This window comes from Saccharothrix sp. DSM 118769 (assembly GCF_052936295.1).
The window spans coordinates 1327387-1339649 of record NZ_CP193627.1; the positions used below are offsets into that span (position 1 = coordinate 1327387).

At 72.7% G+C, this 12263-nt stretch carries 9 protein-coding genes; 5 read left to right on the forward strand and 4 right to left on the reverse strand.

Annotation, left to right across the window (positions count from 1 at the left end):
• Positions 1-4 precede the first annotated feature (4 nt).
• The gene (locus ACRAKJ_RS06365) at positions 5-1549 is read left to right on the forward strand and encodes an NAD(P)-binding protein (protein ID WP_438919230.1); all 1545 of its coding nucleotides are present in this window, start codon (positions 5-7) and stop codon (positions 1547-1549) included.
• On the opposite strand, the gene ACRAKJ_RS06370 is transcribed toward ACRAKJ_RS06365, so the two are convergent.
• Together ACRAKJ_RS06370 and ACRAKJ_RS06375 are read right to left on the reverse strand one after the other, a co-directional pair.
• Positions 1546-2028, reverse strand: a complete 483-nt coding sequence (locus ACRAKJ_RS06370) for a hypothetical protein (protein WP_438919229.1) — start codon at positions 2026-2028, stop codon at positions 1546-1548. The two genes, ACRAKJ_RS06365 and ACRAKJ_RS06370, sit on opposite strands and share 4 nt — an antisense overlap.
• A gap of 79 nt (positions 2029-2107) precedes the next feature.
• Positions 2108-4402: an FdhF/YdeP family oxidoreductase gene (locus ACRAKJ_RS06375; RefSeq protein ID WP_438919228.1), complete on the reverse strand. Its 2295-nt coding sequence runs from the start codon at positions 4400-4402 to the stop codon at positions 2108-2110.
• Between the two features lie 322 nt (positions 4403-4724).
• On the opposite strand from ACRAKJ_RS06375, the gene ACRAKJ_RS06380 reads away from it, so the two are divergent.
• The 3 genes from ACRAKJ_RS06380 to ACRAKJ_RS06390 are packed head-to-tail and all read left to right on the forward strand — an operon-like array spanning position 4725 to position 9126.
• Positions 4725-7358 carry a valine--tRNA ligase gene (locus tag ACRAKJ_RS06380; RefSeq protein ID WP_438919227.1) on the forward strand — a complete coding sequence of 878 codons (2634 nt, stop codon included), beginning with the start codon at positions 4725-4727 and terminating at the stop codon, positions 7356-7358.
• Entirely contained in the window at positions 7355-8719 is a 1365-nt protein-coding gene (gene folC, locus ACRAKJ_RS06385) for a bifunctional tetrahydrofolate synthase/dihydrofolate synthase (protein WP_438919226.1), read from the forward strand. Before ACRAKJ_RS06380 ends, folC begins: the two co-directional genes overlap by 4 nt.
• The gene (locus tag ACRAKJ_RS06390) at positions 8716-9126 is read left to right on the forward strand and encodes a DUF4233 domain-containing protein (protein WP_438919225.1); all 411 of its coding nucleotides are present in this window, start codon (positions 8716-8718) and stop codon (positions 9124-9126) included. Before folC ends, ACRAKJ_RS06390 begins: the two co-directional genes overlap by 4 nt.
• Positions 9127-9222: 96 nt before the next feature.
• Here ACRAKJ_RS06390 and ACRAKJ_RS06395 read toward each other — a convergent pair whose 3' ends face one another.
• Both ACRAKJ_RS06395 and ACRAKJ_RS06400 read right to left on the reverse strand, forming a co-directional pair.
• A complete protein-coding gene (locus ACRAKJ_RS06395) occupies positions 9223-9741 on the reverse strand; it encodes a DUF4333 domain-containing protein (protein WP_438919224.1) in 519 nt (172 codons plus the stop codon).
• Positions 9742-9791: 50 nt separating this feature from the next.
• Positions 9792-10313, reverse strand: coding sequence for a hypothetical protein (locus ACRAKJ_RS06400; protein WP_438919223.1), 522 nt, complete (start codon positions 10311-10313; stop codon positions 9792-9794).
• Positions 10314-10618: 305 nt separating this feature from the next.
• Between ACRAKJ_RS06400 and ACRAKJ_RS06405 the strand changes: the two genes are divergently transcribed.
• The gene (locus ACRAKJ_RS06405; protein ID WP_438919222.1) at positions 10619-12139 is read left to right on the forward strand and encodes an alkaline phosphatase D family protein; all 1521 of its coding nucleotides are present in this window, start codon (positions 10619-10621) and stop codon (positions 12137-12139) included.
• Positions 12140-12263: the final 124 nt, after the last annotated feature.

Genomic DNA, 12263 nt, shown 5'->3' on the forward strand with positions numbered 1-12263 from the left:
GCCGGTGGACTCCTACGACGTGGTGGTGGTGGGCGGCGGGCACAACGCGCTGGTGGCCGCGGCCTACCTGGCGCGCGCCGGCCGTTCGGTGCTGGTGCTGGAGAAGCTCGGGCACGTGGGCGGCGCGGCGGTCAGCGAGCGGGCGTTCCCGGGCGTGGGCGCGCGGCTGTCGCGCTACTCGTACCTGGTGAGCCTGCTGCCGGACCGGGTCGTGGCCGACCTGGGGTTGCGGCTGGAGTTGCGGTCGCGGGCGTCGTCGTCCTACACGCCCGCCGGCGACCTGCTCGTCGAGCGCGAGCCGGGCGCGGCGACGGCCGCCTCGTTCCGGGCGCTGACCGGGTCGGACGCCGAGTACGACCGGTGGCGCCGCTGGTACGGCGACCTGGAGGTGCTGGCCGGGGCGCTGGCCCCGACGATGCTGGAGCCCCTGCCGTCCCGCGAGCGGGCCCGCCTGCGGGCGGCCCCGGTGGCGCGGGTGTGGGACCAGGTCGTGGAGCGGCCCCTGGGGGAGGCCCTGGAGGAGCTGTTCGCGCACGACGTGGTGCGCGGCGTGGTCGCCACGGACGGCCTGATCGGCACGCACGCGTCCCTGCTCGACCCGGCCGCCAACCGGTGCTTCCTCTACCACGTGATCGGCAACGGCTCGGGCGAGTGGCGGGTGCCGGTCGGCGGCATGGGCGCGGTGACCGCCGAGCTGGAACGGGTGGCGCGCGAGGCCGGCGCGGAGATCGTGACCGGCGCCGAGGTCTCCGGGGTGGACGCCGACGGCCGCACCGCCGAGGTCCGGTTCGACGGGCGCGCGGTGGGCGCGCGGTTCGTGCTGTCCGGCGCCGCCCCGTCCACCCTGGACCGGTTGCGCGGCCGCGCGCCGCGGGCGGTGGCCGAGGGCTGCCAGGTCAAGGTGAACATGCTGCTGGAGCGGCTGCCGCGGTTCCGCTCCGGCGTCGACCCGCGGGTGGCGTTCGCGGGCACGCTGCACCTCGACGAGTCGTACGCGCAGCTGGAGGCGGCCTACCGGGAGAGCGCGGCCGGCGCGGTGCCGTCGGTGCTGCCGGCGGAGATGTACTGCCACACGCTGACCGACCCGTCGATCCTCGCGCCGGACCTGGCCGCGCGGGGCTTCCACACGTTGACGCTGTTCGGCCTGCACACCCCGGCGGCGCTGTTCGAGGCCGACAACGACCGGCTGCGCGACGAGCTGGTGGGCCGCTACCTGCGGGCGCTGGACGCGGTGCTGGAGGAGCCGATCGCGGACTGCCTGGCCACCGACGCCGAGGGCCGGCCGTGCCTGGAGGCCCGCACGCCGCTCGACCTGGAGGCCGAGATCGGCCTGCCGCGCGGCAACATCTTCCACGACGCGCTGGCGTGGCCGTTCGCCGAGACCGAGGACGAGGTCGGCCGCTGGGGCGTGGAGACCGACGTGGCGAACCTGTTCGTGTGCGGGGCGGGGGCGCGGCGCGGCGGCGGGGTCAGCGGCATCGGCGGGCACAACGCCGCGATGGCCGTCCTGGAGGCCGACCGGGCGGGTCGGTCCGGTCGGGCCGGTTAGAGCCGCCGGAACAGCTCGGCGACGAGCCCCGCGGCCCGCTCGGCGGTCGCGGCGGAGGTCACGGTGATCTCCACCGCCCCCCGCCGTGCCGCCACGAGCGTCTGCACGACCTCGCCGCGGGTGGTCGTGGCGCGGTACGCCTCGTCGTGCAGGCCGGGCACGTCCTCGACGTGCCGCTGCTCGGCCCGGCCCCTCGCGAACGACTCCGCGTCGGCGTCGGTGCGGTACCGAACCACCGCGCCGCCCGCGTCGTAGGTGCAGGTCACGACGCTGCCGTCGATGGCCTGCCGGGAGTGCTGCAACCGCAGCGCCAACGCCGGGCCGACCACGTCCTGCGGCGCGTCGTCGCAGTTCACGCCCGCCGAGTCGGTGGCGGTGGTGGACGGCGCGACCTGCGCGGTGGGCGCGGGCTCCTCGGACGTGCAGGCCGCGAGGGCGAGCAGCGCGGTGGCGGCGACGAGCGCGGTCCTGGCGGTCACGTGGGTGTGTTCGCCCGAACGGCCGCGGTCGTTACCGGCGGCGCCACCGCGGCCCGCCGGGCGCCGGGGTGAACCGCCCTCAGTCGTCGAGCGCCACCAGCCGCACCACGATCGACTTCGACGTCGGCGTGCCGGACACGTCGGCCGTGGAGTCCAGCGGCACCAGGGCGTTCGCCTCGGGGAAGTACGCCGCCGCGCACCCGCGCGCCGTCGGGTAGGACACCACGCGGAACCGCTCGGCGCGCCGTTCCACGACCCCCGTCGGGTCGTCCGGCCACTCGCCGACCAGGTCCACGTGCCGCCCGTCGCGCAGGCCCAGCTCCGCGAGGTCGTCCGGGTTGACGAACACCACGCGCCGCCCGTCCTTCACGCCCCGGTAGCGGTCGTCCAGGCCGTAGATGGTGGTGTTGTACTGGTCGTGGCTGCGCAGGGTCTGGAGCAGCAGCCTGCCCGGCGGCACCTCCAGCACGGTCAGCTCGTTCGCCGAGAACTGCGCCTTGCCGGTGCGGGTGCCGGTGAACTCGCGGGCGTCGCGCGGCGCGTGCGGCAGCACGAACCCGTCCGGCCGCCGCACCCGCTCGTTGTAGTCCCGGCAGCCCGGCACGACGCGCGCGATCCGGTCGCGGACGACGTCGTAGTCCTTCTCGAACTCCTCCCACGGCACCGGGTGCCCCGGCCCCAGCACCGCCCGCGCCAGGCGGCACACGATCGACACCTCCGACAGCAGCCGGTCGCTCGCGGGCGCGAGCCTGCCCCGGGAGCGGTGCACCACGGACATCGAGTCCTCGACGGTGACGAACTGCTCGCCGCCGTGCTGGAGGTCGCTCTCCGTGCGGCCGAGCGTGGGCAGGATCAACGCGGTGCGGCCGTGCACCACGTGCGACCGGTTGAGCTTGGTCGACACGTGCGCGGTCAGGTCCAGCCCGCGCAGCGCCGCCCCGGTCACCGCCGTGTCGGGGGTGGCGGAGGCGAAGTTGCCGCCCACGGCGAAGAACACCCGGGCCCGGCCGTCGCGCATGGCCCGGATCGAGTCCACCGTGTCGAACCCGTGCTCGCGCGGCACGGTGATGCCGAACTCCGCCTCCAACGCCGACAGGAACCGCTCCGGCATCTTCTCCCAGATGCCCATGGTGCGGTCGCCCTGCACGTTGGAGTGGCCGCGCACCGGGCACAGGCCCGCGCCGGGCTTGCCGATCATGCCGCGCAGCAGCGCCACGTTCGCGATCTCGCGGATCGTCGCCACCGCGTGCCGGTGCTGGGTCAGCCCCATCGCCCAGCAGAAGATCGTGCGCCGGGACCCGGCGAGCAGCCGCGCGAACCCCTCCACCTGCGCGCGGGGCAGGCCCGTGGCCCGGTCGACGGCGTCCCAGTCGAGGTCCCGCACGCTCGCGGCGTAGGCGTCGAACCCGTCGGTGTGCGCCTCGACGAACTCGCGGTCCACCGCGTCCCACGACAGCAGCAGGGTGCCCGCCGCCTGGAACAGCGCCTGGTCGCCGCCCAGCCTGATCTGGAGGAACTCGTCGGCGAGCTGCGTGCCGGGGCCCACGACGCCGCGCGCGTTCTGCGGGTTCTTGAACCGCAGCAGCCCCGCCTCGGGCAGCGGGTTCACCGCCACGACCTTCGCGCCGGCGCGCTTCGCGTCCTCCAGCGCCGACAGCATCCGCGGGTGGTTCGTGCCCGGGTTCTGCCCCACCACCACGACCAGGTCCGCGCGGGCGAAGTCGTCGATGCCCACCGAGCCCTTGCCGATGCCCGTGGTCTCCGACAGCGCCGCGCCCGACGACTCGTGGCACATGTTCGAGCAGTCCGGCAGGTTGTTCGTGCCGAACGAGCGCACCAGCAGCTGGTAGAGGAACGCGGCCTCGTTGCTGGTGCGGCCCGAGGTGTAGAACACGGCCTCGTGCGGGCTCGCCAGCCCGTTCAGGTGCTCCGCGACCAGCGCGAACGCGTCCTGCCACTCGATCGGCTCGTAGTGCGTCGCCCCCTCGCGCAGCACGAACGGCTCGGTGATCCGACCCTGCCGGCCCAGCCAGTAGTCGGTCTTCCCGGCCAGCTCGGACACCGGGTGCGCGGCGAAGAACTCCCGCCCGACGCGGCGGCGCGTCGCCTCCTCCGCCACCGCCTTCGCGCCGTTCTCGCAGAACTCGGCCAGCCTGCGGTGACCCTGCGGCTCCGGCCACGCGCACCCCGGGCAGTCGAAGCCCTCCCGCTGGTTGAGCAGCCGCAGGGTGGTCGCGGTGCGCACGACGCCCATCTGCTCGACGCCGCGCTTGAGCGACACCGCCACGCCCGGCACGCCCGCCGCCCAGCGCTTCGGCCCGGTCACGTCGACCCGCGACTCGTCGATGTCCTGCTGAGGTGGCCTGCGCTCCATGTCCCCCATTGTGGCCCCCGTGGGGCGCGGGGAACCCGTTCGTGCCGCCGGCGCACCCCGCGCGAGCGCGCCGGCGGTCCTCCCGATCGACCGCTCGCCGAAGGGCGACGCGGGACCGCTGTCACGGGCCGCAAGGGGTTGCACCGACCCGTGAATCCGGCGTCCTCACCTGCGACGAGCCGGTGATCAACGTTAATTGTGAGCGGCGCCACACTGCCGCGAATCGCCCGAACGGGTGACCCCGGTCTCGGTGCCCGCCGCTCCGGCGCGCTACCAGGTATCTGATTAGAAGTCGATACCCGCGCCTCCGTAGACTTCGAGCGTGACTGAGACCCCCACCGCACCCCAGCGAACCGAACTCCCGCCGGCCTGGAACCCGGCCGAGGTAGAGGCCGGGCTGTACGAGCGGTGGGTCGAGCGCGGCTACTTCACGGCCGACGCCGGCAGCGACAAGCCGCCGTTCTCCATCGTCCTGCCGCCGCCCAACGTCAACGGCAGCCTCCACATGGGCCACGCCCTCAACCACAGCATCATGGACGCCCTCAGCCGCCGCCGGCGCATGCAGGGCTACGAGGTGCTGTGGCTGCCCGGCACCGACCACGCGGGCATCGCCACCCAGACCGCCGTCGAACGCGCCCTCGCCGGCGAGGGCAAGTCCCGCCACGACGTCGGCCGCGAGAAGTTCCTCGAACGCGTCTGGGAGTGGCGCGAGGAGGTCGGCGGGCGCATCCTCGCCCAGATGCGCCGCCTCGGCGACGGCGTCGACTGGAGCCGCACCCGCTTCACCATGGACGAGGGCCTCTCCCAGGCCGTCCAGACCATCTTCAAGAAGCTCTTCGACGACGGCCTCATCTACCGCGCCGAACGCATCATCAACTGGTGCCCGCGCTGCCGCACCGCGCTCTCCGACATCGAGGTCGACCACTCCGAGGACGACGGCGAACTCGTCTCCATCCGCTACGGCGCCGGCGAGCGCTCCATCGTCGTCGCCACCACCCGCGCCGAGACCATGCTCGGCGACACCGCCGTGGCCGTCCACCCCGACGACGAGCGCTACCGGCACCTCATCGGCACCGAGGTCGAGGTCCCCCTCACCGGCCGCTACGTGCCCGTCGTCGCCGACGAGCACGTCGACCCCAAGTTCGGCACCGGCGCCGTCAAGGTCACCCCCGCCCACGACCCCAACGACTTCGAGATCGGCCAGCGCCACGGCCTGCCCGCCCTCACCGTCATGGACGGCCGCGGCAACATCACCGCCAAGGGCCCCTTCGAGGGCCTCGACCGGTTCGAAGCGCGCCCCGCCGTCGTCGCCGCCCTGCGCGAACAAGGCCGCATCGTCGCCGAGAAGCGCCCCTACCGGCACTCCGTCGGCCACTGCTCGCGCTGCGACACCGTCATCGAACCCCGCCTGTCCATGCAGTGGTGGGTCAAGGTCGCGCCCCTCGCCGAAGCCGCCGCCGGCGCCGTCCGCGACGGCCGCACCACCATCCACCCGCCCGAGCTGGCCAAGCGCTACTTCGACTGGGTCGACAACCTCAACGACTGGTGCATCTCCCGCCAGCTCTGGTGGGGCCACCGCATCCCCGTCTGGTACGGCCCCGACGACCAGGTCGTCTGCGTCGGCCCCGACGAGCAGCCCCCCACCGGCGACGGCTGGCACCAGGACGAGGACGTCCTCGACACCTGGTTCTCCTCCGGCCTGTGGCCCTTCTCCACCCTCGGCTGGCCCGCGTCCGCCGACGACCTCGCGAAGTTCTACCCCACCAGCGTCCTGTCCACCGGCTACGACATCCTGTTCTTCTGGGTCGTCCGGATGATGATGTTCGGCCTCTACGCCATGGACGGCGTCCAGCCGTTCGACCACGTCTTCCTGCACGGCCTCATCCGCGACCAGCACGGCAAGAAGATGTCCAAGTCCCGCGGCAACGGCATCGACCCGCTCGACTGGATGGACTCCTACGGCGCCGACGCCACCCGCTTCACCCTGCTCCGCGGCGCCAACCCCGGCTCCGACCTCGCCATCGCCGAGGAATGGGCCGCAGGCTCCCGCAACTTCACCACCAAGCTGTGGAACGCCTCCCGGTTCGCCCTCAACAACGGCGCCACCGTCGCCCGCCCCGTGCCGCCCCGCGACCAGCTCACCGACGCCGACCGCTGGATCCTCGACCTCCTCGACCAGCTCGTCACCGACGTCGACGGCCAGTTCGAGTCCTTCCAGTTCGCCAAGCTCAGCGAAGCCCTCTACCACTTCACGTGGGACGAGTTCTGCGACTGGTACCTCGAACTCGCCAAGGTCCAGCTCGCCGAGGGCGGCGCCCGCGCCGAAGCCACCCAGGCCGTCCTCGGCCACGTGCTGGAAGTCGTGCTGCGGCTCCTCCACCCCCTCACGCCGTTCATCACCGAAACCCTCTGGACCACCCTCACCGGCCGCGAGTCCGTCGTGGTCGCCGACTGGCCCACCCCCACCGGCACCCCCCGCGACGAGATCGCCGCCCAACGCGTCGAAGGCCTCAAGAAACTCGTCACCGAGATCCGCCGCTTCCGCTCCGACCAGGGCCTCAAGCCCGCCCAGAAGGTCGCCGGCAAGGTCCGCGGCGCGTGCTGCGTCGACCTCGTCGACCAGGTCCCCGCCGTCCGCGCCCTCACCCGCATGACCGAACCCGAGGACGGCTTCAACGCCTCCGCCTCCCTCGACGTCGGCCTGCCCAAGGGCACCGTCAAGGTCGAACTCGACCTCTCCGGCGCCATCGACGTCGTCGCCGAGCGCAAGCGCCTCGCCAAGGACCTCGGCGTCGCCGAGAAGGAACGCGCCCAGTGCGAGGGCAAGCTCAACAACGCCGCGTTCCTCGACAAGGCACCCGCCGACGTCGTCGCCAAGATCCAGGCCCGACTCGCCGCCGCCAACGCCGAGATCGACCGCATCCACGCCCGCCTCGACACCCTCCCCCAGGCATGAGCGGCTTCGACGCGTCCGCGCTGGACGACCTCCGCCAAGCCGAGGCGGAGCTCGACACCCGCTGGCCCGAGACCAAGCTCGAACCCAGCCTCGACCGCATCCAGGCGCTCGCCGACCTCCTCGGCGACCCCCAGCGCGGCTACCCCGTCGTGCACATCGGCGGCACCAACGGCAAGACCTCCACCTCCCGGATGGTCGACGCCCTCTTCACCCGCATCGGCCTGCGCACCGGCCGCTACACCAGCCCCCACCTCCAGCTGGCCACCGAGCGCATCTCCGTCGACGGCGCGCCCATCAGCCCCGAGCGCTACGTCGAGGTCTACCGCGACGTCGAGCCCTACATCTCCCTCGTCGACGCCCGCGGCGACATCCCCATGAGCAAGTTCGAGGTGCTCACCGGCATGGCGTTCGCCGCGTTCGCCGACGCGCCCGTCGACGTCGCCGTCGTCGAGGTCGGCATGGGCGGCTCCTGGGACGCCACCAACATCGCCGACGGCCGCATCGCCGTCATCACGCCCATCGGCCTCGACCACGTCGAGTACCTCGGCGGCGACCTCGCCGGCATCGCCGAGGAGAAGGCCGGGATCATCAAACCCGGCGCCGTCGCCCTGCTCGCCGAGCAGGACCCCGCCGTCGAACAGGTCCTGCTGCGCCGCATCGCCGAGGTCGACGCCACCGTCGCCCGCCTCGGCTCCGAGTTCGGCGTCCTCCGGCGCGACATCGCCGTCGGCGGCCAGGTGCTGAGCCTGCAAGGGCTCGGCGGCGTCTACGACGACGTCTTCCTCCCCCTGCACGGCGCCCACCAGGCCGCCAACGCCGTGCTCGCCCTCGCCGCCGTCGAAGCCTTCTTCGGCGCCGGGGCCGGCCGGCAGATCGACGTGGAAGCCGTGCGCGAGGCGTTCGCCGGCGTCGCCTCCCCGGGCCGCCTCGAACGCGTCCGCACCGCACCCACCGTCCTCGTCGACGCCGCCCACAACCCGCACGGCGCCGAAGCGCTCGCCAAGGCCCTCGACGAGGAGTTCGGCTTCCGCAAGCTCGTCGCCGTCGTCGGCGTCATGGACGACAAGGACGCCGTGGGCATCCTCTCGGCGCTCGAACCGGTCGTGAACGAGGTCGTCCTCACCGCCAACTCCTCACCCCGGGCCATGGACCCCGACCTGCTCGCGGGCATCGCCATCCCGATCTTCGGCGAGGACCGCATGGTCGTCCAACCGCACCTCGTGGACGCCGTCGAGGAAGCCGTGCGGCTGGCCGAGGAAACCGACGACGGCGACATCGCCTCCGGCGGCGGCGTCATCGTCACCGGCTCGGTGGTCACCGCGGGCGAAGCCCGCGCCCTCTTCGGCAAGGAGCCCTCGTGACAGACCCGGCCGCCACCCCGGTCCCGGCGCCGAAGAAGGACCCCATGAAGTCCTTCCGGGGCATCATGGCCGGGACGCTCATCCTGGAGGCCATCGTCGTCGCCCTGGCGCTGCCCGTGGTGGCGAAACTGGGCGGCGGCATCGGCACGGGAACCGGCTACCTCGTGCTCGGCCTGATCGTCGCGTTCATCGCCACCTGCGGCATCCTCAAGCGCGGGTGGACGGTGTACGTGATCGTCGCCCTGCACGTGGTGATGATCGCGTCGTGGTTCGCGCTGACCGCGCTGGGCGGGATCGGCATCGTCTTCTCGCTGGTGTGGGCCTACCTGCTGTGGCTGCGGCACGACGTGGCGAAGCGCATGGCGGAAGGCCGCCTGCCCAGCCAGCAGCAGCCAGGTCGCCAGTAGCGACGCCGGTAACAGCAGTCAGGCGGCAGTGGGCCCGGCAGCGCCCGCCCGGCAACCCGCCCTCAGCCGACCGGCTGGCCCACCTCGTACTCGCCGTCATCGGGCAGGACCCTGACGGGTCACCTGCCTCACCCGCCCGCCGACCTCCACCTCGCAACGGAACGACGTGCCAGGGACCACCGGCTGGTCCTCGGGACACTCGGCCGCTCCCACGTCCGAGATCCGGTAATCCTCGCGCAGGAGCCGGGACACCCCGCCTTCGACGGACTCCGTGTCGAACACCCGCTGGGTCCGCTGCGGGGGCGACGCGGTGACGGTGGAGACGACGGTGGTGGAGACGACGGTGACCGTCGCGCGGACGGGTCGGGCCGCACCCGATGTCGTCGTGGTGCACGCGGCACCGGCGAACGCGAGCGCGGTGACCGAGGCGAGCACAACGGCGGGGACGCGCACGCCCGGGAGATCGATCACCCCCGTCGGGTCGTTACCGTCGTAGCTTGTCGTTACCGCCGCGGCTCGTTCACCGCTCACCTCCACCCGTTCCCGCCGCGGCCTCCGTTTCCTTCCGGCAACACGAATAACGCGGTTCGGGTTGCCACAGGTTCCTCTCGTCACGCGTAAGTGGTATCCGGAGTGCGACCGCCCGAAGAAAGACTGAGGTGTGATCAGCCCAGGGTCAACGTCACATCACCCTTGCGGGCCGCCTCGGCGTCGAACGACACCTTCCCGCGGTGGCTCACCTCGACCTGGTAGATCTTCTCCCCGATCGGGACGTCGGGTACGGCGAAGGTGAAGCCGCACACCCCGCTCGAGTACTCCGCGTTGGCCAGCCTGCCCAGGCCGACCGCCTTGCCGGACGCGTCGTACACCGTCACCTGCGTGCCCTCGGCGATGTCGTCGTAGCCCCGGTACCCCTCGCACTCGCCCCTGGTGGCGGCACCCGTGGCCCCGTCCAGCAGCGCCATGGCGCCCGTCAGTTCGAACGTCTCCGGCGCGCTCGCCCCGTCCTGGTCGCCCTTCCCGCCGAACAGCAGCACCGCGCCGACCGCGAGCAGGACGACGAGGACGACGCTGCCGACGATCAACGAGAGCGTGCGGCGGTACGAGGCCACCTCCACCTGCTGCGGCTGTTCGGGTTCCGGGACCGCGGGTGACGTGTTGTCGGGAATCGCGGAAATGTTGTTCATGGTGTTTCTCCGAACGGGAGCAGGTCGGGTACGTCTCCTGATCGGATCGCGGTCGATGCGCGTTACGCGGTCGAACCACCGCGATCGACGTGTTCGGTGTCCGTCCGAGGTGATCCAATCAGGTGGCGAAGCGATTCCGGTATCGGTGCCAGGCCCCGTTTTTCACCGGAACGAGTGACGTCTCGGATAAATGGCCGCCAGCGGGGCGTGCCCAAGCGGGCGCGGCGGACAGAATGGGGCGGCTCGCCCGCGCGCGGTGGGCGGGAGTTCACCGGCCGTTCGGGTCGGCGGACTAGAACCGGCGCATGACTGGTGGAGGGCTGGACCGGCGGACGCTGCTGCGCGCCGGGGCGATCGGTGCGGTCGGGGCGCTCGTGCCCGGCGGGGCGGCGTTGGCGCGGAGCGGTCGGCCGGTGCTGACGCACGGCGTGCAGTCGGGTGACGTGGCGTTCGACGGCGCGGTGGTGTGGACGCGGGCCGACCGGGCGTCGCGGATGCTGGTGGAGGTGTCGTCGGACCTGCTGTTCCGCCGCGTCCGGCGGGTGCGCGGCCCGCTGCTGACGCCGGAGACCGGCGGCACGGGGCGGGTGCGGCTGCGCGGCCTGCCCGCCGGGCGGCGGGTGCACTACCGCGTGGTGGCGGAGGACCTGGACGGCCGCACGCGCAGCGAACCGCGCACCGGCAGCTTCCGCACCGCGCCGCTGGGGCGCGAGGACGTGCGGTTCACGTGGTCGGGCGACGTGGCCGGTCAGGGCTGGGGCAGCAACCCGGACCTGGGCGGCATGCCGATCTTCGGCGCGATGGCGGCGCGCCGCCCGGACTTCTTCCTGCACAGCGGCGACACGGTCTACGCGGACGGTCCGCTGCGGGAGTCGGTGGTGCTGCCCGACGGCCGGGTGTGGCGCAACGTCGTGACGCCGGAGAAGCTGAAGGTCGCCGAGACCCTCGACGAGTACCGGGGGCAGTTCGCCTACAACCTGCTCGACCCGCGGTACTCGGAGTTCGTCGCGCACACGCCGCTGGTGGTGCAGTGGGACGACCACGAGGTCACCAACAACTGGTACCCGGGCGAGGTGCTCGACCTGCCGCAGTACACCGAGAAGCGGGTGGACGTGCTGGCGGCGCGGGCGTTCCGGGCGTTCCACGAGTGGCAGCCGATCGACCCGGCGCGCGCCGTGGACGGGCGGGTGTACCGCAGGTTCTCCTACGGGCCGCACGTCGAGGTGTTCGTGCTGGACATGCGGTCGTACAAGGACGCGAACACGGCGCCGCGCGACGGGGTGGGGCACGTGCTGGGCGAGCGGCAGGCCCGGTGGCTGGTCGATTCGCTGGACCGCAGCCGCGCCACGTGGAAGGTCGTGGCGGCGGACCTGCCGATCGGGTTGACCGTGCCGGACGGCGCGGACGTCGAGGGCGTGGCGAACGGGTTGCCGGGCGCGCCGGGCGGCCGTGAGCACGAGCTGGCGTGGGTGCTGCGGGAGCTGAAGCGGCGGCGGGTGCGCAACGCGGTGTGGTTGACGGCGGACGTGCACTACACGGCCGCGCACCACTACTCGCCGCAGCGGGCGTCGTTCACGGACTTCGACCCGTTCTGGGAGTTCGTGTCGGGGCCGCTGCACGCGGGCGCGTTCGGGCCGAACGCGCTGGACCCGACGTTCGGCCCGGAGGCGGTGTTCGTGAACGCGCCGCCGGTCGCGAACACCACGCCGCTGGACGGCTTCCAGCACTTCGGCGAGGTGGAGGTGAGCCGGGACGGGGAGCTGACCGTGCACCTGCGCGACCTGCGGGGCGCGTCGCTGTGGACGAAGACCCTGCGCCCGGCCTGAGCCCAGCAGGAGCCTGTCCACGAACACGCGCAAGCTTCTGCAAGCAGTTGCAGCCGTCTGGCCCTTGTTCGACCAAGATTGTCGTGGTTTTGTGCAACCCGCCCCGCCGTCCGTGCCGGGGCGG

Excerpts from the sequence above, each read along its gene's own strand:
- ACRAKJ_RS06375 (WP_438919228.1), bottom strand. The coding sequence starts at position 4,402 with ATGGAGCGCAGGCCACCTCAGCAGGACATCGACGAGTCGCGGGTCGAC.
- ACRAKJ_RS06400 (WP_438919223.1), bottom strand. The coding sequence starts at position 10,313 with ATGAACAACATTTCCGCGATTCCCGACAACACGTCACCCGCGGTCCCG.
- ACRAKJ_RS06405 (WP_438919222.1), top strand. The coding sequence starts at position 10,619 with ATGACTGGTGGAGGGCTGGACCGGCGGACGCTGCTGCGCGCCGGGGCG.
- folC (WP_438919226.1), top strand. The coding sequence starts at position 7,355 with ATGAGCGGCTTCGACGCGTCCGCGCTGGACGACCTCCGCCAAGCCGAG.